Raw genomic sequence first — 23,565 nt, 5'->3', positions numbered from 1 at the left:
ACGCCTGATGGGTCAGTGGCTCGGGACCGGCGGCGGGGTCAGCGGGCGGTCCACTTCTGGTTGGGCTGGCCGTTGCACGTCCACAGCTGGAGCCGGGTGCCGTTGGCGGTCTTCTGGTCCTTCACGTCGACGCACTTGTTCGCCTGCGGATTCACCAGGTCGTTCGGCTGGGCGAGGATGAACTTCTGGGCCGGGTTGCCGCTGCACTTGGCCAGCTGGATGACCGCGCCGTCGGCCGTGGAGCCCCAGGCGACGTCCATGCACAGGCCGAAGGCGCGCACGGTGCCGTCGGAGTGGAATATCCACTTCTGTTGCGCCTTGCCGTTGCACGTCCAGATCTCCAGCGCGGCGCCGTCCTTGCCCTTGTCGCCGACGACGTCGATGCACTTGTTGGACGCGTGGCTGAAGATGATCGCGCCCGGGACGACGGTCGGGGTCGGCTTCGCGGCCGTGCCGCCGCTGTCGGTCGAAGTGCCGCCGCTGGTCGTGCCCTTGGTGCCGGACGTGGTGCTGCTCTTCGAACCGGAGGAGGTGGAACCCTTGGACGAACCCGAGCCTGATCCCGAGCCGCTGCCGGAGCCCGTGCTCTGCCCCTTGCTCCCGGTGCCGGCACCGCTCCCGCCCGCACCGGCGACCGGGGCCGCGCCGCCCGCCGCGCCCTTGGCACCGGACTTGGCGGGGCTCTGCGAGGCCTTCGACGGCGACGCCTTTCCGGTGCCCGGCTTCGGCTCGGCCGACTCGAAGGCGCCTGGGGCCGCGCCGTCCAGCGAGTCGCCCAGCACGGTGTCCGCGGTGCTGCCGTTCGCCGAACGGACCGTGGTGGAGTCGTTGTTGCGGGTGCTGACCAGGAACGGCACGGACACGAGGAGGGCGCCCGCGATGGCCGCGGCGGCCAGGATCGCCTTGGACGGGCGGCCGGGGTGGCCGTCCCGGGCGGTGGCGGCGGTGCCACCGTCGGAGTCGTCGCCCGCGGTGACGACATCGGGGTCGGCGGCGGCGCTGGCCGCGTCGGCACCGGCGGGGGGCTCGCCTTCGGCTGAGGCTGAGGCCGCGCCTTCGGCTGTGGAGGCGGCTCCGGCAGCGGAAGTGGCGGCGGTGGCGGCGGCGGCGGTGGCGGCCGACTGGGCCTCGGACTCCGGCTGGGCCTCGGGGTCGGGCTGGGCCTCCGGGTCGGGCTGGGTCTCCGGGTCCGGTTCGTGATCCGGGGCGGGGGCCGACGCGGGCTCGGCTGCCGCTCCCGGTGTGAGCAGTGCTCTCGATGCGGGCTCGGCCACGGACGGGGCAACGGCACTGAGGGAGGGGACGGTTGCCGTCGGGTCAGGAGCCGGGGCCGCAGCCGGAGTCGGATCCGGTGCCGGACTCGGAGCCGGGGCGGTGGCCTCGGGGCCCGGTTCGCCGGTCGCCGTGGGCTGCTGCTGGGCGGCGTTCTGTGAGGTGGTCATGACGTCCTCCTGGCGGAGCGGCGGTGGGGGGCAGTGCCCACGGGAGTACTGGGGTATGAGGGAGCGGGTAGCACCCGGGTAGGGGTGCGCCGGGACACCGGGCGCCGGGGCGCCGGGTACGGGCGTTGCTGCGGAGCCGTACACGCCAGGGCCATGCCTCAGCCCGCCGGCTTGTACTGAAGGGACGCGGGATTCCCCACGCTGTCGAACGTGATGCGGATCGGTGCGCCGGGGACGGAACCGAACCGGCGTTCGGCGACACCCGGGCCGGTGATCACGATATCCCGGCCGACGGCCTGCGCCACCAGCGCGGCCACCGTAGCGACGTAATCCTCCGAGTCGGGCTGTTTCAGGAGGAGTTGGAGCTGTTGTCCGAGGTTGAGCGAGACGGTGAGCTGACCGCCGAGCAGCGCGGCCTCCGCCGCCATGCCCGTCGTCACCTCGATGCCCAGCGAGCCGACCTCGTCCAGCGAGAGGGTGTGCTCGCCGCCCGGCAGCCGGGCACCCGGCGGAGCACCGGCCGAGTCCGGCGCCATCAGCCGTTCGCGCATCCACTTGTGCAGGGCGTCGGCGCTGTTGACGGCGGTCAGCGGGTCCGGCGTGCTCTCCGAGGTGACCCCCGTCGGCAGCGAGTTGAGGAGCGCGGCGGTGAAGGTGCCGTCCTGGGGCACGCGGTCCGGGACGCTGGTGGAGCGCGGGGACGCGTCGCTGGCGTCGTAGTGCGTGTCGCCGTTGTAGTGGACCTCGACGACCCGGGTCGCGTTGCGCGGGCCGACGGTGCCCGTCACCCAGCGTCCCGGGCGCTTCGCCACCTCCCGGGCCACGTCGACCGCGACGCCGAGCGCGTGGGCGATCAGGGGCAGGAACACCTCGCCGCCCAGGGCGATCCATCTGCGCTCCCAGTTCACCACCGCGTCCAGCACCTCGGCGAGTTCCTCGCTGGTGAGCTGGACGGTGCTGTCCGCGTAGGCGGCGGCCAGCAGGGCGCGCTGCTGGTCGTCGGTCAACTCCGCGAGGGCGGGCAGCCGTTCGTGGTCGCGGAGGTAGTCGAGCATGGCGGCGGGCGAGGCGGTGTCGACGTCGGCCGACTGGGCAGGCAGCCCGCCGCCCGACGTGTGCTCCTCCTCCAGCGCGGCCCGGTAGAGGTCGCGGAGTTCCTGGTCGGTGAAGGTCTGCGGGACCGTCACCTCGCTGATGCCGTACACCCGCAGCAGGTCTTCGAGTTCCCGCCGGGACATCGGCTCCAGCGTGTCGCCGAACTCCTTGATACGGCTCCTGCGGAACTGCCCGATCACGTCATAGGCCAGTGTCCCGGCCTTGGTGCTCTGATCGAGGTGGTCCGACACGAGCTCCCGCAACTGCGCGACGGCCGCCTCCGCCACCGGTTTGCTCTGCCCGGCGGCGACGGCCGCCAGCTCCTGCCGAACGGTCACGGGCGAACCGAGCCACTGACGCACGTCGGGGTCCGGCGACTTGAGACTGTCGAGCCGGCTGCGGATGTGCAGCGGATCGGCGGCGAGCACGGAGTACAGCACGCACTCCCCGTTCTTCCGCGACCGCACCAACTTGCCGCTCGCGGGCCGGAGTTGAACGGCATCCTTGGCCTTGGGCTGCGGAACTCCGGGGAAGGCGTTCTTGCTTGAGGTGGGCAGGGGCTTGGGCGGGGTCGCGGTCTCGTCGTCCGAGGTGGCTAGTGGCGGGGGCAGGAAGATGCCTCCCAGGCCGGTCGTCGTGCTTCCGCCGCCACCCGGAGGCGGCGGGGGCAGCGGGGTGGTCGTCTCGTCGTCGGTCGTGGTCGACGGCGGAAGCGGCGGGATGCCTCCCTGGTCGGACGGGGGTGGCGGCGGGGGTACGGGGGTCGTCGCCTCGTCCGTCTCATCGGTCTCGTTCGTCTCGTCCGTCGTCGGTGTCGCGGTGTTCGGGGTCGGGCGGACGCCACGGGACAGGGCGGTCTGGGGCGTGGGGTTCGGCCAGCGGGGTGCGGTGGTGGACAGCGAGCCCGTCGGCACGTCGACGACCGACTCCGCGCGGGCGACGGCCAGTCGGGCGGCGAGGCCGGAGAGGGCCTGCTCGGCGGTCGACTGGGCGGCGGCCTGCGCCTTCTGGTGGTTGTTGGCCGCCGTGATCCCGGTCGCGAGGTCCGTGGCCCGCTTACGGGCCTCCTCGTGCGTCGCCACGGCGACACCGTGGCGTTCGACGGCCCCGGTCAGCGCGGCGCGCGGCTCCTCGGCGGCACGCCGGGCCCCCTCCTCGGCGGCGCGCAGCCCCGGCAGGACCCGCTGCTCCACCTCCTCGACGGCCTCCCGCGCAGTCCGCAACTCGGTGTTGATCCCGTCCAGGGCCGTCCGGTGCTCGTCCGCCGCCTCCAGCAGCCTGTCGAGCTCCTCCCGCAACTCGCGGGCCCGGGTCTCGTCCTGACGCTCCGCGCCACCCTCGGTGGGCGCCGGGTGGTTGCGGTTGACGGTGGCGACGACCGCGTCCGCCTCCCGCACCCGGCGCCGGGCGGTGTCGATGGGCGTGTCGAGCGCGTCCATCCGTGCCGACGCCGCTGCGGCGAGCGGGGCCAGCCGGTCGGCCTCCTCCTGCCACCGCTCGCTCTCCCGCTCAGCCTCCTCCCGAGCCTGCCGGGCCAAGGTGACGGCCCCGTCGGCGGTCTCCACCGCAGTGCGCGCCAACTCCACCGCGTCGGCGGCGAGTTCGGCCTGCATCTCGGCGTCGGCCAGTACGGGACCGTGCGCGGCCTGGGCCGCACGGAGGGTGAACTCCTCCTCGCGGGCGCCCTGTTCGGCCTCCGCGGCGTCGGTCAGCGCAGTCACCCGACCGCCGAACGCCGCCCAGGCCGTCGTACCGGCATCGTCCAGCCCCGAAAGGGCACCGTCGGGGCCGAAGTTCCAGAAGGTGAGGGTGCTGTCGTCGGCGCGCACGACGAGTTCGACGGGCTTGCCGGCGCTCGCGGCGGCACGGGACGCGGCGAACAGGGCCCGCCCGAGCCGCTGTTGCCCGGTCTCGGTCCCGGTGTCGCCGATGGCGAGCCACAGTTGGGCGGCCGGGTCGCCGGCGTCGATCTGATCGGCCAGCAGTCCGGGCAGGGTCCGCAACGGATGCCGGGCCCAGTCGCGCAGCTCGGGCGCCGCGACAACCGGGGCCGTCTCGGTCGCCGCGTCCACGCCGGTGCCGGTGCCGGTATCCGTACCGTCACCCGTACCCGTATCGCCGTTTCCGCCCTCGCGCAGCGCCTCCGCGTCCGCCCCCGCCCGCACCATCGACGGCAGGTCGTACACCCGCGCCTGGGTACGCGGCGGAGTGATCCCGTACCCGAGCGCGTCCCGCTCGCCGATGCGCACGGTGGCCGTGCCGGTGACGTGCCGGGTGCCGCGCGGGCCCTGGACGGTGAGGTGTGTGTCGACCAGTGCCTCGTACGTCCGGGTGCCGCGCGCGCCGTCGGACGGGGCGCTCGTGCTGCCGGTCTTGAGCCACTCCCTGCTGCCGCCGCTGTCGGCCGCCGTACTGCCCGTCACCTGCGGCTGGCGGACCAGGACCGGGACGGTGGTGCCGACGAGGGAGCGGTCGGGGTTGTCGGTGCTGTAGGCGCCCTGGAAGCTGATGCCGCCGGTGGTGCCGCCGCTCCGGGACGAGCCGCTGCTGACCGAAGTGACGTGCAGCCGGTCGAGCGTGACGTCCGCCGCCTGGGTGACCCGGCGCGGGTTGTGCAGGGTGACGGACAGGGCGGGCGGGGTGTCGGGCGCCGACTCGAAGGGGTACGCGCCCGGCATGGAGTCGGTCAGGCCGCCGGTGGTGCGGGGGTGGTCGAGGGCGATGTCGCCGGCCTGGATGAGTTCGCCGAGCCGGACGGCGGTGCTCTCGGCGGACGTCGACGTCTCCAGGGACCGCCAGCCCCGGTTCTGCCCCGGGGCGACCGTGTTCAGGGCGGTGGTCAGCTGCGGCCAGGCGTTGAACTCGAACACCGGCGCCGGACCCATCGGGACGAAGCGGGCACCCTCCATGACGGGTGCCGTCTCCTCGACCGCCGGGGGCAGCGGCGGGTCCACCTCCTCGGCGGAGGCCGCCTCGCTGCCGGTGAAGCGCAGGGTGACCGAGGTCGGCACGGTCGCCGTGCGGTAGGGACGGGCGCTCAGCGTGCGGCTGATCCAGTTCGCGGCCTCGGCTGCGGTGGCCGCGTCCGTGTCGTCCTGCCAGGCGAGGAGCCCGCCCTGGAGGGCGCCGCCGACCAGGTTCGGCGGCCAGTCCGCGACCAGTTCGGACCGTACGGAGGCCGTGTAGTCGTAGTCGAGGTCGAAGTCGGCTGCGCTGTCCGTGCGCAGCCAGAACCGGTCCTCAGCCGTGGAGACGGCCTTCGTGCCACGGCTCTGCGTGCTGCTGACGCTCAGCGTCGGACCGCCCCGGTCGGTACGCGTGTCCTGCTCCGGGCGCGGATAGCGGGTGGTCGGGTTGACGGTCAGGCCGTGCTGTCGGCTGGTGGTCGTGCCGGTGGTGATCCCGGCCGGGGTGTGCGCGTGGTACTGCTCAAGTCCCGTACCGGGCCCGGCGTTTCGGCCGCGCACCCCGCGCAGCTCGTTGGCGTCGGCGCGCGGCCCGGCGGTCAGGGTGACCTCGACCAGCCGGGCGCCGCCGAGCGCGAGATGACGGAAGTGGAAGCGCTGGATGCCGCGCGGGCCGCGTCCCGGCAGGGCGAGCAGCCCGGCCGTGGAGGTGTAGTCGGCGATCCGGGCGGCCACCCCGGGCAGATACGCGGAGTGCCCGGGCTGGGTGACCCCGGGCGCCTCCGCCTCGACCAGCGCGGTCAGTTCGGCCCGCAGCCGGTCCCGCCGCTCGGCGGGCGTGGGCTGTGCGGAGGGCGGTGCGTCGGACGAAGTGTCCGTGGCGTCCAGGGTGTCAGGGGTGTCCGGCGGCGGATCGGCAAACTGCGTGACGGACAGCACGGCCGCGAGGCCCGGCTCCGAGGTACGGGTGAAACGCTGGGGCAGCGGCAGCTCGTCCGGCGCGGCGGGCGGCGGGGTGAGCCCCTCGACACCGGTGAACCACTCCTCGTGGCGGCCGAGTTGACCGTCCGTCATCAGGAACTGCACGGCCTGCGGCAGCTCCACGGCGACGGTGACGGCGGGCGCGCTGCCCACTCCGACCGTGTTGCCGACGACGTTGCGCGTGCCGCGCCGGACGGTGATCAGGATCGTCGCGTCGGCCCCGATCCGGTGCTCCGTACCGCTCTCGGTGGACGTCCGGTTGACGGTCGTGCTGGAGGCGACCGTGCCCGAGTCCTCCGTCTTGCGGGTGTACGTGTACTTCGCCGAAGGCCCGAAGGACGCGGGCGGCTTCGGCGCCGGGGCCGGGGCGGGGGTCGGCACGGTGGCCGTCGTACCCGGGTTCGGGTTCGGGGCGGGATTGACGGCCGGGGTCGTCGGAGTCCTGGTCCCGGTGAGGGCCACGCCGGTCTGGTGGGCGCCGCTGACCGTCTTCTGCTGGTTGGCGGAGTCGGTGGCGGCGATGCCGCTCTCCAGGTACTGCTTGGCGCTGCCCAGATGCCGGGGGTTGCGCAGGACGCCCCGGATCTCCAGCGAGTACTCCTGGTCGGCACCGAGCCCGGGCAGGCTGATGCCCTCGACGACGTAGCCGCCCTTGAAGATCTGGTGCGCGCGGGCGACGAGACTGCCCGGCGCCACCGCGGCCTGCTGCACCTCGGCGGCGACCGTGGTCGGATCGGTGGCGCTCTGCCCCGCCACACTCGACGTGACCGCCTGGGCCGCGTCCACCAGCACCTGGTGGCTCCTCGCGGCGATCGCGGTGGCCAGGGCCCCGAGCCGGCCGGCCTCCGGATGCCCCGGGTGGGTGCCCTCGGCGATCTGCCGCAGCGCCTCCTGGAGGGCCGCCGAACCGCGGAACACGTCCACGACCGCGTCGTCCGGCAGCTTGGTGACCCCGTCCACCGGGTGGCCCTCGGCGTCGGTCATGGCCAGCCGCTCGTGATCGACGGGCTCCGGCAGCCGGGCGGCGGGAGTCGCGGCGGGCGGCGCGGGCTCGTCGGCCGGTGCCAGGGTGCGGTGGTGCGGTACCGCGAGCGTGATGGTGCCGGCCACCGTCCGGGGCGGCGGTCCGGGCGGCGCCGGGTCCTCGCCGGGCGGCGTGAACGTGGTGGGGGGCGCGATCGACGCGGCGAACCGGACGGCGGGCTCGGCGCCCGGACCGTCGTACAGATCGAGCGCGAACCGCGCCGGCACGGTGAAGACCTCGCTGTTCTGCCCGGAACTGATGGTCAGCTGATCGTGCGAGAGACCGGCACCGACGGTCGTCGCATGGCCGGTCTGGCCGGTGTACGAGTAGTCGACGGCACCGCCGAGGGTGCCCTTGCCGTTCTTGTAGGGGCCCACGGGCCCGGAGGGGCCGCCGCCGAACCCCAGCGACCAGCCGTAGCCGGACGCCTTCTGCTCGGTGCCGCCCGCGCTGAAGGAGGCCAGGGAGACGTGCTGGATGTCGGGGCGGGTGAGGGTGTGCTCGCTGGGACCGCCGTCCGTGTCGCGGACGGCGGTCAGGTTCAGCCTGATGCGATGGGTGCCGGTCGCGGTGGGCCGTTCCAGCCACAGCGGGTGGCCGCCGTCGACCATGGCGTCCGCCGCCGCCCGCAGCCCGATCGCGGACCTGGCCTGCTCGAAACGCCGCAGATTGTTCAACTGGGCCTGCACCAGCGCCTCGTCGGGCAGCACCCGGTTGCGGACCGGGGTGTTGGTCTCCGGCGGCAGGAAGCCGTTGCGGCGCAGCCATGTCTCGGCTTCCGCGAACATGGCGTCCGGGCCGTCCACGGCCAGCGGGGTCGCGGTGATGCCGAGGCTCTGGAGGTTCTCCAGCTCGGCGGGCAGCGCGCGTACCTCCTCGCCCTCGGGCCGGTGCCCCTGGGCGGTCTCGCTGGTCAGCAGCCGCAGATGCATGCCCTTGTGCCAGCTGGGCAGCTCCTCGGTCCGCGTACTGCCGCCGGGCCGGACCAGGGTGACCGTGTGCTGGACGTCGGCGGGGGCCAGGAGATGGCTCCGGTTGGTGCGCAGGGCGTGCATGAGGGTGGCGCTGCCGCCGCTGCCCAGGCTGTCGCTGGTCTGCCAGCGAGCGCCGGCCTTGCCGGTGAGACTCCCGGCGACCTTGTCCGAGGCCTTCGGGTGGTTCTTGGCGTGGTCCCCGGTGAAGGAGGGGCCGGTACCGAAGTCGACTCCGACCGCGTTGGTGATCTTGGCCTGGCCGTCCGTCTTCACCGTCTGGATCAGATGGCTCTCCAGGTTGACCTTCGTGTCCTGGGTCCTGTGCGTGGGCGCCCCCGGCGTGACCACCGTGGACACCTTGAACATGCCAATCGCCCGGCCCCGCGAGTCCAGCAGCACCGGCGAGAAGATGCCCCCCGAACGCTGCATGGGCAGCGTCCCGCGCAGTACCGACTCGGACAGGAACGCCTCCAACTCCTGGGCGGAGGAGTCGCTCAGCCCGGTCAGCTCGCCGTGGAAGAGGCTCAGCACCGACTCCAGCAGCAACTGCGGATCGGCGACGGTGTCCACGCCCCACAACGGCAGCTCGTCCAGCGAGGCCGCCTGCGGCAGCGGCTCCCCGGAGGTGTCCTCCACGGCCAGATGGTGCGGGAACCAGATGGTCACCGGACCGTGGGTCTCCGTCAGCCCCCAGCCGCCGTCGTTGGGCGCCATCCGGGGGGTGTCGACCCGCACCTGCCAGGCCGACGTGAAGTCGAACGCCTGCGACAACTCGTTGCTGCGCTGGGCGGTGACGGTCTGCACGAGGTGGGAGACCGAGGTGGACAGCGACAGTTGATTGTGCGTCAGGGACAGGGAGGGGCCGAACTCCCAGCCCCGCAGCGCCCCGGCCGCCGGGACGGGCAGCGAGTACGACCAAGGCACCGGCACCGTACGGTAGTTGCCCGACGACTCGGAGTCCCCCGACTCCTGCGCGCCGAGCCCGCGCCGCTCGACCCGCACATCGGGATCGGTGACGTCCTCGGTGCCGTAGCGCGCCGACGGCACGGCATCACGCAGCGCGAGACGTACGTCCACGGTCCGCTCCCGGCCCCCGACGGTGACCGTGACGCGATGGCCGAGGCTGCTGCGCAGATAGGGCAGCGCGAGCACCAGCTGCTCGGCCCCGAGCCGGTCCCGCAACTGGACGCGCACCGGGTGGTCTTCGGCCACCGGCCCGGTGAACCCCAGGGAGTTCAGCACCTGTTGGTGTACGCCGTCCACGACCCGCTGCGGCAGCGGCTCCACCTGGACGAGGCCCACGTTGCCGTCGTGCTGGCGGCCGTAGGCGGACACGAAGGGCGAGGGCGGTGCCGGGGCGAGCGGATCGGCGCCGAGGGCGTCACCCGTGCCGGGACCCGTACCGGGGCGGGACGGCTGGCTGTCGGGGTCGCCGACGAGCGCGCCGATGAGGGCGAGATGGCGGGGGCGCAGACCGCCCTGGGTGTAGTGCTCCTCGGTCCCGGTCCCGGTGCTGGTGTCGTTCGCGGCGGCCTCGGTGCGGACGGAATCCGGCACGGGGAGTCCGTAGTCGCCCATCAAACTGCCCTCGACCTGGGGCCGTTGGGGCGCGGTGGCGTCCCGGGACTCGTCACGCAGCCCGAGTTGGTGACCGATCTCGTGGGCGAGATCCTGACCCGCCGCGTCAACTCGCCAGGTGTGGTGGGAGGTTCGGGCACCGGAGGCCGGATCGGCCAGTGCCACCTTCAGGTGGGCCTGTCCGCCCGGAGGCACCGGTACGACGGTGACGTGCATGCGTCCGCCACCGCCGGGGAGCCGGTGTCCGGGGGTGTTGAAGACCCGCTCGACCCCGGCTGCCATCCGGTCCCAGACCGCCTGGCGCTGTTCCTCGGGCACGGAGTCGGCGTTGGTGAACTCGACGTGGACGGTCAGGTCGGTGACCGGTTCGCCGTCGTGGGTGAAGCGGCGTACGTCGAACCCGGACCGTACGACGTACTGCGTGACCTTGCCGTCAGCGCCCCTCGGCCGGGACACCGGGTCGACCCAGGTGTGCGAGCGCGCCTCGGGCACGGCCTCGGCCCGCGCCGCCTCCCATCCCGGAGGAGCCGCCGGTATCGCGTCGGGCGTCTCGGCGGACTCCCGGCCGGTGACCGAGGGCGCGAGCGGGTCGGCGCCCTGGTCCGCGTCCGGCGGGAAGAGTCGGCCGAGGGCCTGGAGGACCTGGTCGTTGGCGGGATCGCGGGCCTGGTCGGTCAACCGGGTGAAGTAGTCGCCGAGTTGGGAGCCGGTGCGGCTCGCGTCGGTGATCGCCGACGCGATGACGGCGGTCTGCTCCGGGTCCGGTGCCACCGAGTAGTCGGCGGACTCCTCCCGCAGATCCGTCAGGGCCTGCCGGTGGAGCTTGTCCACCGCCGCCCGCAGCGCGTCCCGCTCGGCCGGGGTGAGGTAGACCCAGTGGTCGGCGAGCCGCGCCATCCGCTTGAACGAGGGCTCCGGCGGCGGCCGGGTATCCGTCTCCTCGTCGGAGGACACCTCGCCTTCGGACTCCGAGTCCTCGTCGTACCGCGGCTTCTTGGGCGGCTTCGGCAGCCTGTCGGGCTCCATCAGCTCGCGGATCGTGATCAGGTCGGCGTGGTCGAGCCCCAGGATGTCCGCGGCGATGTCACCGGCGTCTTTGCCGAAGACCTTCCGCAGCCGGTCGGACTCGTCGAGCCCCATGAACAGCCGGCCGTCGTCGGACTCGGTGTCCAGCGGCAGCGCCCCCAGCACACTGAGCGCGGTCTCCGCGTCACCGGCCCGCTCCCACCCGGAGAAGGAGTCGAGGCTCGCGCCCCACGCGCTCCTGGCGACGATCGCCGCGGTGACCGCCTCCAGCTCCTCGACCGCAGCCGAGTCCTCGGGGGTGTCGGCGAGGGGGTCGTACGGGGTGGTGTTGGTCCGCACCGAGAAGTACGGACGCCCTTGTGTCTGAAGGGTGTTGGTGGTGTTGGCGCCCTCGACCACGGCGGGCAGCGAGCCCAGCTGGTAGACCTGCCGGAACAGGTCCTGGGTGAGGTTCCCGGCCTCGACGACGATGACCTCACCGGGTCGGGCGGCGGCGATCCGCTGGGGGAGCGCGGGATCGTCGAGCCTCAACTGACTGAGCCACGGCGCGTTGTGGCGGGGCGCGAAGTCGACGGTGGCGTTGCCGAGGGCCAGTACGACGGCGGGCTTGCCGAGCCCGGCCCCGTGCACGCCCTCCGCGAGCGCCGCCAGCGTGGACGCGCGCTCCGACGGATGCAGGTTGTGCAGCCCGTAGGCGGGCATCAGCTCCATGCTGTCGCCGTCGACCGCGTGGGCCAGGGCCGTCAGCCCCGCCGCGTGCCCCGGGGTGGCGGCCTGCTCGGTGATCAGGTCGTCCAGGTCGGCACCGGTGACACGCGGCACCTCGAACCGGTACAGGGCGCTGTCCGGGATGCCGTCCTCGTCCTGGAGATCGGTGACTTCGGCGTCCGCGTCAGGCCCGCTGCGGGTGTAGAGATAACGGTGGCCGCCGGTCCAGGCGTACGGCTTCAGCACGACCGCCCGGTCCGCGCCGGTGAAGTGCAGGAAGTTCGCGGCGAGTTCGGCGTCGTCGACCAGCGAGTCGTTGGCGGCGACGAGGACCAGGTGACCGGCGCGGGGCCGACTGGTGGTGTCGTACGCGGTGTTCGGGTCGAAGGTGTCCGACACCCAGTCGATACGGGCGCGCAGCGGAGCGGAGAGCAGGACGTCCAGGCGCCGCTGCACGTTCTCAGGGGCGATGACGGTGATCCGGCCCTCGTAGCCCAGCTCGCCGATCGAGTCGGCCAGCATGGTGGCGGCGGCCTGGTGCCCGAAGTTGGCCGCGTCGTCCACGACCATGGTGACGCCGGGCAGCGCGCCGAGGCCGTCGCGCACGCGTCGGCGCAGCGCGGCTTCGGCTGGGGTGACCGGGGCGAGGGGGTCGGCGCCGAGGGGGGTGGAGCTGGGGGTGCCGGGAGGCGTGTTCGGGCGGGGGGCGGTGTCCAGGCCCGAGCCCGAGCCCGAGCCCGAGTGCGAGTCCGAGTGCGAGCCCGAGGCCGAGTCTGAGCCCGCGTCTGTATTCGTATCCGTGTCCGGGACTGAGGTCGAGACGGGATCGGGATCGGGGTCGCCCACCATCGCGGTGAGCAGCGCCAGATGGCGGGGCCGGAGCCCGCCCTGCGTGTAGCCGGACTCCGGCTCGCCGCCGAGGTCGGGCACGGGCAGGTCGTACACGCCCATCAAACTGCCCTCGATCTGGGGGCGTTGGGGTGCGGTGGCGTCCTGGGACTCGTCGCGCAGGCCGAGTTGGTGGCCGATCTCGTGCGCGAAGTCGAACACCGTACCGTCCGTGCGCCACACGTGGTGGGACGTGGGCCGCCCGGTCGCCGGATCGGCCAACTCCACGGTCAGATGGGCCTGTCCGCCCGGCGGCACGGGCACGACGGTCACATGGACCCGCTCGCCACCGGCCAGCCGGTGCCCGGGTGCGTTGAACACCTGCTCAACCCCGGCGGCCATCCGCTCCCACACGGCCTGCCGGTCCGCCTCCGGAATACCGTCGGCGCCGGTGAAGGCCACCTCGACCGTCAGATCGGCCACCGGTTCGCCGTCGTGCGTGAAGCGCCGTACGTCGAACCCGGACCGCACGACGTACTGCGTGACCTTGCCGTCCGCACCCCTCGGCCGGGACACCGGGTCCACCCAGGTGTGCGACCGCTTCTCGGGCGTGGCCGCACGCCGGGCGTCGTCCCAGCCGGGAGGCGACGGCGGTACGGAGGCCGGCGGCACGTCGGGTCGGCCGGTGCCGTCGGCCGTACGGGTCGTCGGGGCCTGCGGATCGGCACCGTCGGCGGTCCGCGGCGGGAAGACGGTACCCAGGGCCTGGAGTACCTGGTCGTGGTCCGGGCGGTGGGCCTGCTCGGTCAACCTGGTGAAATAGCCGCCCAGTTGGGAGTCGGGGCGGTTGGCGTCGGCGACCGCCGAGGCGATGACGGCGGCCTGTTCCGGGTCCGGGGCCACGGAGTAACCGGCGGACTCCTCCCGCAGCTTCGCCAGATACCGCCCGTGGATCACCTCGACGGCCGCGACCAGCGCGTCCCGCTGGGCCGGGCTGAGATAGACCCAGTGGTTCTGCAGCCGGTCCATCCGCTTGTACGAGGCTTCCCGGGGCCGGTCCGGCTCCATCAGTTCCCGGGCCTCGGTCAGGTTCTCGTGGTTCGGTCCCAGAACGCCCTCGACGGTGACGGCCGCCTCGTCGCCGAAGGCCCTGCGGAGGCGCTCCGCCTCGTCGGGCCCCAGCATCAGCACGACGTCCTCGGACTCGGACTCGGTGTCCTGCGGCAGGGCGTTCAGCACACTGATCGCGGTCTCGGCCCTGCCCGCCGCCTCCCACGAGGGGAGATCCTCCAGAGCCTCCCCCCAAGCGCTCCTGGCGACGATCGCTGCAGTGACCGCCTCCAGCTCCTCGACCGCAGCCGAGTCCTCGGGGGTGTCGCCGAGGGGGTCGTAGGGGGTGTTGTTGGTGCGCACCGAGAAATAGGGACGCCCTTGCAGCTGAAGGGTGTTGGTGGTGTTGGCGCCCTCTACGACAGCGGGCAGCGAACCCATCTGGTACACCTGCCGGAACAGTTCCTGGGACAGGTTCCCGCCCTCCACGATCACTACGTCGCCCGGTCCCGACTCCGCCAGCACGCGCGGCAGTTCGGGGTCGCCCAGGGACAACTGCCTGAGCCACGCCGCGTTGTGGCGGGGTGCGAAGTCGACGGTGGCGTTGCCGAGGGCGAGTACGACGGCGGGCTTGGCGAGCCCGGCCCCGTGCACGCCCTCCGCGAGGGCCGCCAGGGTCGAGGCCCGCTCCGCCGGGTGCAGGTTGTGCAGGCCGTACGCGGGCATCAACTCCATGCCCTGGCCGTCCACTTCGGTGGCGATGGCCCTGAGGCCCGCCGCCCGTTCCGGCGAGGCGACCTGCTCGGTGATCAGGTCGTTCAGGGCGGCCCCGGTGACGCGCGGGACCTCGAAGCGGAAGAGGGCGCTGTCCGGGATGCCGTTCGGGCCCTGGAGGTCGGTGACAGCGGCTCGACTCGGGTCGGACGCGTCACGCGTGTAGAGGTAGCGGTGGCCGCCGGTCCACGCGTACGGCCGCAGCACCACTGCCTGGTCCGCACCGGCGAAGTCCAGGAACTTGGCGGCGAGTTCGGCGTTGTCGACGAGCGCGTCGTTGGCGGCGACCAGGAGCAGGTGCCCGGCCCGCGGCTGACTGCCGCTCTCGTAGGAGGCGGTGGGGTCGAAGGAGCCGGTCACCCAGTCGACGCGTGCCCGCATCGGCGCGGAGAGCAGCAGGTCGAGCCGTCGGCGCACATCGTCCGGCGCGATGACGGTGACGCGGCCCTCGTAGCCCAGCTCGGTGAGCGAGTCGATCATCATCGTGGCCGCCGCCTGATGCCCGAAGTTCGCCGCGATGTCGACGACCACGGTCACGCCGGGCAACTCCGAGAGCCCGTCCCGCACACGTCGGCGCAGGGCCAACTCGGCGGCGGTGACGGGGGCGAGGGGGTCGGCGCCGAGGGTGGTGTCAGGGGAGGCGGGAGCCGTGCCCGGGGTGGGGGCCGGGGTCTGATCGGGTTCGCCGATCAGCGCGTTGAGGAGGGCGAGGTGACGGGGCCGGAGCCCGCCCTGCGCGTAATCGGACGCGGGCAGATCAGACCCGGGCAGATCAGACCCGGGCAGTTCGGACGCGGGCAGGTCGTACGCACCCATCAAGCTGCCCTCGATCTGCGGGCGTTGGGGTGCGGTGGCGTCCTGGGACTCGTCGCGCAGGCCGAGTTGGTGGCCGATCTCATGGGTGAAGTCGAGCGTCGTACCGTCAGTGCGCCACACATGGTGCGAGGTGGGCCGCCCGGAGGACGGCGCCACCAGCTCGACCTTGAGGTGGGCGTGCCCGCCCGGCGGCACGGGCACGACGGTCACATGGACCCGTTCGCCGCCCGGAAGCCGGTGCCCGGGCGCGTTGAACACCTGCTCCACCCCGGCCGCCATCCGGTCCTGGACCAGCTGCCGGTCGGCCTCGGAGACATCGTCCGCGTGACTGAACTCGACCTCGACCGTCAGGTCGGTCACGGGTTCACCGTCGTGCGTGAAGCGTCGTACGTCGAACCCGGACCGCACGACGTACTGCGTCGTCGTCCTGCCGTCCGCCGCCTTGGGCGTCGACACCGGGTCGACCCAGGAGTGCGACCGCCTCTCGGGGGCCGCCGCGCCCCGGGCGTCCTCCCAGCCGGGAGGCGCCGGCGGCACCGGCACCGGAGCGGGCTCACGGCGCCCGTCGCGGGACCCGACGGTCGGCGCGAGCGGATCGGCGCCGACGGCGGCGAGGGCCTGCTGGGCACGCAGGTCGGCGGCGCGCAACTCGGGCAGGCGCCGCTCCAGGTCCTCCATGGCGGTCCGTGTACGGGCGAGCGCGTCCCGGACATCCCGGAGGGACCGCTCCTGCGCGGCCCGGTCGGCCTGGAGCGTGGCCAGGGCCTGGTGGGCCTGCCTGGCCCGGGTCTGGTCCGGACGCTCCTGGGCGGGGGCCGAGGACGCGGGCGGGTTCCGGCGGGCCGAGCGGACACCGTCGATCCGGGCGACGACCGCGTCGGCGTTCCGGGTACGGCTCCTCGCCTCGGGGATGTGCCGGTCGAGGGTGAGGATGCGCGCGGTGTGCTCGGCGGCCCGCGCGTCGAGACGGGCGATCTCGGCGGCCTCCTGGACGACGCGGTTCTCGGCATCCGTCAGGGCGGCACGGGCGTCGCTCGCGGCGACTTCCTGGGGCGTGGGGGCCTGCGCGGCGGGGGCGGTGGTCGCCCAGGGTTCGGTGGGGTCGAAGTCGGTGAAGTCGCCGAAGACCTCGCCGTCGCTGTCTTCGGCGGTGTCTGCGGTGGGCGTGGGCTGGTCGGCCGTGGACTCGGTGACGGTGTTGCCGGGGGCGGTGGTCGCCCAGGGTTCGGTGGGGTCGAAGTTGCCGAAGTCGCCGAACACTTCGCCGTCGCTGTCCTCAGCGGTGTCCGTGCTCGCTGCGGGTTGGCCGGTTGTGGCGGGGGCGGTGGTCGCCCAGGGTTCGGTGGGGTCGAAGTCGGTGAAGTCGCCGAAGACTTCGCCGTCGCTGTCCTCGGCCTCGTTCGTCGCCGGTGCGGCGAGGGGCGGCTGGGGCGGCGTCGGAGTGCTCGTCTCCGGGCTGTCGGCCGTGGACGTGCTGCCCGCGGCCGTTTCCGGCTCCGGCTCCGTGACGGGGGTCTGGGCCCGGTTCGTGGACGAGGTGCCCACGGTGGGCCGCGGGGAGAACGTCGCCGGTTTCAAGGCGCTCGCCGGCGTGGCGAACTCCCGTGCCGCCGGGAACACCCGGCCCAGCGACTGGAGCACCTGGTCGTTGCCCGGATTACGGGCCTGATCGGTCAACCGGGCGAAGTAGCCGCCCAGTTGGGTGTCCGGCCGGGTCGCCTGGGTGATCGCCGACGCGATGGCCTTCACGTGCTTGGCGGTGGGAGCCACCGAGTACTGCGCCGAGTCCGTCCCCAGATCCGTCAGACTCCGCTGGCGCGCCCCCTCCGCCGCCGCCACGAGGGCGTCCCGGTCGGCGTCGGTGAGCGCGACCCACGTCTCGGCGAGCCTGAGCTTCCGTTTGTGAGCGTCCTCACCCAGCTCGGGCGGGGACAACAGGGCCTCGATCCGCTCCTGTTCGGCGTGGTCGGGCCCCAGGGCGTTCGCCACCATGGCGTCGACCCCCTGGCCGAAGGCCTCCGTGAGCCGGTCCATCTCGTCGACGCCCATCCACAGCTTCTCCACGCCGTGGTCGTCGGGCCCCCGATGCAGACCCTGCAACACCTTCACGATGGTCTCCGCCCGGCCCGCCCGAGCCCACGCGGGAGCCTCAGCCAGCCGCGACCCCCACTCGCTCTCGGCGGTGAGCGCCTCTGTGACGCTGTTCAGCGTCGCCACCGCCCCGGCGACCTCCGGCGCCACGGACCGCGCCTGGTGGCCGAGCAGATCGTACGGAGTGTTGCTGGTGCGCACCGAGAAATACGGACGCCCCTGCACCTGAAGGGTGTTGGTGGTGTTGGCGCCCTCGACGACGGCGGGCAGCGAGCCCATCGCGTACACCTGCCGGAACAGGTCCTGGGAGAGGTTCCCCGCCTCGACGACGATCACCTCGCCCGCACCGGCCGCCGCGATCCGCGCGGACAGCGCGGGGTCGTCGAGCCTCAACTGAGTGAGCCACGGCGCCTGATGGCGCGGCGCGAAGTCGACCGTGGCGTTGCCCATGGCCAGGACGACGGCCGGCTTGTCGAGCCGCGCCGCGTGGACGCCCTCCGCGAGGGCGGCCAGGGTCGACGCCCGCTCCGAGGGATGCAGGTTGTGCAGCCCGTACGCAGGCATCAGCTCCATCGCGTCGCTGTCGACCGCGTGCGCCACGGCCGTAAGACCCGCTTCCCGGGCCGGGGACAGGTTCGCGGCCGTGATCAGCTCGTCCAGCGCCGGACCGGTCACCGGCGAGACCTCAAACCGGAACAGGGCGTTCTTCGCGATGCCGGTACTGTCCTCAAGGTCCGTGACGGTGGTGTCCTCGTCAGGGCCGCCCCGGGTGTAGAGGTAGCGGTGGCCGTTGTCCCACGCGTACGGCCGCAGCACGATCGCCTGGTCCGCACCGGTGTAGTTGAGGAAACCGGCGGCGAGTTCGTCGTCCCCCACCAGCGCGTCGTTGGCCGCGACCAGCACCAAGTGGCCGTCGCGCCGCCGGGTGCCGGTGTCGTATTCCCTGGTCGTGACGAAGGTGTCCGCCACCCAGTCGACGCGCTCGGCCGTCGCGGGGGAGAGCAGGGTCCTGAGCCGGTCCTGCACGTTCCCGGGTGCGATGATGGTGATCCGGCCCTCGTAGCCCAGTTCACCGAGCGACTCGATCATCATCGTGGCGGCGGCCTGGTGCCCGAAGTTCGCCGCGTCCTCCACGGTCACGGTCACCCCGGGCAACTCCCTCAGCCCGTCCCGCACATGGCCGCGCAGGGCGACCTCGTCGGAGGTCGGCTCGGACCCGCCGCGCGCCTCGCCGATCGCGGCGAGCAGCGCCGGGCGTTCGTCGGCGGGGGCGTCGAGAAGCTGGTGCCAGAGCTTGTGTTCCGGGGTGCCCGCGACGGGGGCGAGCGGATCGGCGCCGGGAGCGGCACCCGTGTAGGGACCCGTGCCGGGGCGGGACGGCTGGGTGTCGGGGTCGCCGACGAGTGCGTCGATGAGGGCGAGATGGCGGGGGCGCAGACCGCCCTGGGCGTAGTGCTCCTCGGTCTCGGTCGCGGCGGCCTCGGTGGTGACCGAGCCCGGCACGGGACGCCCGTAGTCGCCCATCAAACTGCCCTCGACACGCGGACGTTGGGGTGACGTCGCGTCCCGGTACTCGTCGCGCAGCCCCAACTGGTGGCCGATCTCGTGGACGAAGTCCTGGTCCGAACCGTCCGTGCGCCACACATGGTGGGACGTCGCGCGCCCGTCCGCGGGCGCCGCCAACTCCACCTTCAGGTGGGCCTGTCCGCCCGGGGGCACCGGTACGACGGTGACGTGCATGCGTCCGCCACCGCCGGGGAGCCGGTGTCCGGGGGTGTTGAAGACCCGTTCGACCCCGGCTGCCATCCGGTCCCAGACCGCCTTGCGCTGTTCCTCGGGCACGGAGTCGGCGTTGGTGAACTCGACGTGGACGGTCAGGTCGGTGACCGGTTCGCCGTCGTGGGTGAAGCGGCGTACGTCGAATCCGGACCGTACGACGTACTGCGTGACCTTGCCGTCAGCGCCCCTGGGCCTGGACACGGGGTCGACCCAGGTGTGCGAGCGCGCCTCGGGCGCCGCCTCGGCCCGCGCCGCGTCCCAACCGGGTTCCGATGTCTGCGAGTTGGGGGCGTCGGGGTCGATGGTCGGGTCGTAGACGCCGGGCGGGAGCACGGCGGTCGGCAGCAGGCGGTTCAAGTCGGTCGCCTGGGCGTTCAGTTCGACCGAGGGGACGTGCAACAGCTGGGAGAGGCCCGGGTAGTGGGGCGGCAGCACCGGGCCGTTCGCCGGGTGGGCCGTCGCGGGCGGCAGGTGCCAGTCCGAGTGGGCCTTGCCGATCACGACGACATAGCCGTCGTTGCGGGTGGCCCGGTCGCGCTGCACGGTGAGGGCCGCGTAGGCGTTGAACTTCACCGCCCGCTCGTAGCTGCCCCAGCCTCCCGTCATCGAGGAGGCGGCGGGCACACCGTCCAGGGCGACGATCCGCACGCCGTGCGCGCGGGCGGCCTCCAGGGTCGCCAACAGCCCGTTCCCGGGCAGCGAGTTGTGCGAGGCGTCGTACAGCGTGGCCATTCTGCGCAGCTCGACGGGCATGGGCGTGCCCGCCGGGGCCTGGAGATAGGCGTCGATCGAGGGCTGGAAGCTGTCGCCGCGCAGCGCCTCCACGTAGAGCGTTCCCACGCCCTGCGCCTGGAGCGCGGCCATGTTGGTGATCAGGAAGGGCCAGCTGGTCGAGGCGCTGTGCGCTTCCCCGAGGATCAGACCCGGGTGGGTGTTCAGCAGCGCTGTGGCGCCGCCGATGGCGTCCGGCGCGTTCTGGAGGGTGGTGTCCACCGTGGCGAGTTCCGCCGGGGTCAGCGAGGGGGTCCGGTTGTCCAGCTGCCGGGTGATCTCGGCCGCCATGGCCTGGGTCCGGGCCTCCTGGCCACGCCAGAAACCCTCCGTACGGTGGTCGAGCTGCCCCACCCGCTGCCACCACTCGGCGGTGTCCAGCTGCTGCATGCCCGGATGGGCCTCGTTGATGGAGTCCCTGATCTCCGACCTGAGCGTCATCCGGGTCAACTGGTCCAGATTGCCGAAGGTGACCGGGTCCCAGTCGGTCTTGAAGGCGGTCCCGGCCCCGTTCATCCGGATGCCGGGCACCGGCCCGGTCGTGTTGATCGCCTGGGAGATCGCGGTCAGCCGGGCGGTCTCCGCCCGGTCGGGCTTCATCCAGCGGAACGCCTTGTGCACGATGTTCCGCCGGGGCGGATAGACGAGCGAGGGCCCGGCGGGGTTCGCCAGCAGATCCTGCCGCGGCTGGTTCCGGAGGAAACCGAAGGCCCCGCCCCGCATCCGTGGCCGCTCGACGAGGCCCGCGTCGTCGATCTCCTGCGACGGCGCGTCGACCTCCAGCACGGTCATGTGGTTGATCACATCGGTCACCCGGGACCGCGCGTCGTGCAACCGGCCCTGTGCGTCCGTCCACTCCTCGCCGTGCGAGGTGCTCTCGCCCGAGGCCCGCCGCGACTCGGCCTCCTCGAAGGCCGCCTGCGCCTGCCCCAGCGCGGTCAGCGCCGAGCCGTACTCGGCCAGCGTCCGCTCGGCGTCGTACTCCGCCAGCTCCCGCCGGTAGGCGTCGGGCGACTCGGCCGGATACTCCACCGACACGTCGTCACCGTCCACGGGCCCTGCCGGAACCGCCCGGCCCTTCCCCTTGTCCACGGCGGACGGCCGCACCGCGTCGGTGTCGTCACCGTCACCGTCGTCGCTGTCGCCGTCGGCCGCCGCCGAGGGCGCGGCCGGGGAGAGCCCGGCCAGCACATCGGACGACGCCTGCGAGGTGGCCGTGACCCGGACCGGGGCCGGCGGATCGGCGCCCAGGGAGACCTGGGATTCCCGCGACTCCTGAGACTCTTGAGACTCCTGGGATTCTTCCGAGACCTTGGCATCCGCGTCCGAGAGGTCCACGGTCCGGCCGGACTCCGTGGAGACGCGCGACGGTACGTCGATGTCGGCATCCGGGGTGCCGACCGTACGGACGGATTCCGGTCCGGGGACGTCCTCCTGGTCCGGGCCGAGGCCCAGCCGGTCGCCGATCCGCTCGACCAGATCCAGCTCCGAGTCCGCCTTGAGGTGCGCGCGCCCGCCGGGAGGCACGGGTACGACGGTGACCTGGACGCGGTCGCCGTTGGCGAGCCGGTGCCCCGGGGCGGTGTTGAAGACGCCCTCCGCACCGGCGGCCATCCGGTCCAGGGCTGCCTGCCGTTCCGCCTCCGGCAGGCTGTCGAGGCCGGCGCCGGTGAAGTCCACCTCCACCGTCACCTCGGTGACCGGGTCGCCGTCGGCGGCGGTGGACCGGCGTACGTCGAAACCGGACGTACCGGCGTCGGCACCGGATCCCCGCTGCGAGGGCGACGCGGCAGGCTGCTGCTGCGAACCGTGAGTCGTCGAGCCGTGAGTCGAGGCGGGAGTGGGCGCGGGGGCCGAGGAAGTGGCAGTCGGGGAAGCGGAGTTGGAGACGGGGGCGGTGGTGGGAGCACCGGAGGCCGGGACCGGGGAGGCCGCGACCGCCCCCAGACCGGACCCGGACCCGGACCCGGACTCGGAACCGGAACCGGACCCGGACCCGGACCCGGACCCGGACCCGGACCCGGACCCGGACCCGGACCCGGACCCGGACCCGGAGCCGGTCTCGGACCCGGACCCGGACCCGGAGCCGGTCTCGGCCTCGGACGCGCTGTCCGTGCCCTCCGCCCCCTCCGTCTGCTCCTGCGTACCGTCATCAACAGACGTCGTACGAGTGGGCTCCGGAGCCCCGCTCCCGCTGGGTGTCGCCGAACCGGTCGTAGGTACGGATGGCGAGGACGACGTCGGGGTGTCCGATCCGGCACCCGGCGTCTGCTGGGTGGAGTTGCCCTGAGAGCCGGTGGCGGTGGGCTCGGTCGACTCGGTGGACCCGGACGCCGCCGGGGAGTCGGCGGAGCCGTCGGTCTCCTGGTCGGCGTCCCGCCGGTCGGTGTCCGTGCCGTTGTCGGACGACTGGTTGCCCCGAGTCCCGCCCGGGGAGGTCGAGTTGCTGCCCGAGTTGTTCGCCGGAGCCCCGCCGGAGGAGGATGCCCCGCTGCCTCCCGTGGACGGCGTCCCAGTGCCGCCGGAGGACGCGGTGGACACCGTACCCACCCCGCCGAGGGCCCCGACAACCGTCGTAGGACCAGTCTCGGAGTCGCTCTCACCACTGTCGGAGCCGGTCGAACTGCCCTTGCCCGTAACGCTCTTGCCGTCCTCGTCCCCGGTCACCGGGAGCACGTTCACACTGCTGAAGTCGAAGTTGGAGCCGAACTTGTTGCCCATCGACGACGCGCCCTCGAACAGTGCCGAGGTGACCACGGAGCTGACGCCCGCGCCGACGAAGGTCTCCCAGCTCCCCTCCCACTTGCCGTTGAAGATCCCGTTGACGAAGATCTCCGCGACCGCCTCCGCACCGCCCGCCACCAGGAACTCGTTGGCGCCGTCCCCGACGCCCCGGCCGAACCTGTCGCCCGGGGACAGCTTCGGGGGATCGTCGAACTTCGAGGTGATGTCGTCGGTGATGTTCTTGGTGTTGGGCCTGTCGAAGGGGTTGGTGCCCGGGCCGTCGAGCCAGTTCTTGATGTTCTTGCCGAGGTTCTTGGTGATCGAGTCGAACGCACCATGGAACATGCCGGTGAAGGCGCCGAAGACACCGTCCTGGAGGATCTGCCCCCAGTCGAAGCCGTCCGGACGGCGGCCCTCCGGGGCCATCGTCATCATCGCGAGCCGGACCACGAACGTCTGGAACGCCTCGTCGAACGCCTCCGAGAGGCTCGGCATCACATGCGTACGCTTGAGGAGTTGGTCCAGCGTGGCCAGGATCGAGACGCGGCTGCGGGCCTTCGCCGTGGCGATCTGGCTGGCGGACGAACCGCCGGTGAAGAAGGACAGCGCGGTGATGATCGCCAACTCGATGAGCAGGCGCACCAGTTCGGCGATGATCTGCCACTTCGACTCCATGATGTCCATGGAGGTCTTCACCCGGCCGGTGCCGACGTCGTCCAACTGCTTGGCGAACTCCCGCAGATAGTTCGTACCGCCGTTGTCCACGAACAGCCGCATGGCCCGCACGTACTGCTGTCCGACCTGGGGCGGCAGCGCGGTGCCGACGCCCCTGACGGACTCCTCGATCAGGTCGGAGAGGTCGCGGACGTTCTTGCCGAGCCGCCGGTACGGCTTGTGGCTCGCGTACGCGAGATCCTCGTCGGCCTGGAGCATCTTCTCGCCGATGAGCACGAAGAGCAGGTTGTTCAGCTCGGGCGAGACCATGATGCTCATGGCAG

General features: G+C 72.8%; 2 protein-coding genes. Both read right to left on the bottom strand.

Annotated elements, in window-relative coordinates:
- Positions 1-38: 38 nt before the first annotated feature.
- Positions 39-1,442, bottom strand: coding sequence for an RICIN domain-containing protein (locus CW359_RS47245; protein ID WP_269805625.1), 1,404 nt, complete (start codon positions 1,440-1,442; stop codon positions 39-41).
- Positions 1,443-1,600: 158 nt separating this feature from the next.
- On the bottom strand, positions 1,601-23,560 hold the full coding sequence (locus CW359_RS41460; protein ID WP_105975431.1) for a hypothetical protein: 21,960 nt from the start codon (positions 23,558-23,560) through the stop codon (positions 1,601-1,603).
- Positions 23,561-23,565 lie beyond the last annotated feature (5 nt).

The sequence above is a fragment of the Streptomyces geranii genome, from assembly GCF_002954775.1.
GTDB classification, from domain to species: Bacteria; Actinomycetota; Actinomycetes; order Streptomycetales; family Streptomycetaceae; genus Streptomyces; species Streptomyces geranii.
This window is presented reverse-complemented; position numbering and strand designations above follow the sequence as displayed.

Coding starts and splice junctions, on each gene's coding strand:
- CW359_RS47245 (WP_269805625.1), bottom strand. CDS start 1,442: ATGACCACCTCACAGAACGCCGCCCAGCAGCAGCCCACGGCGACCGGC.
- CW359_RS41460 (WP_105975431.1), bottom strand. CDS start 23,560: ATGAGCATCATGGTCTCGCCCGAGCTGAACAACCTGCTCTTCGTGCTC.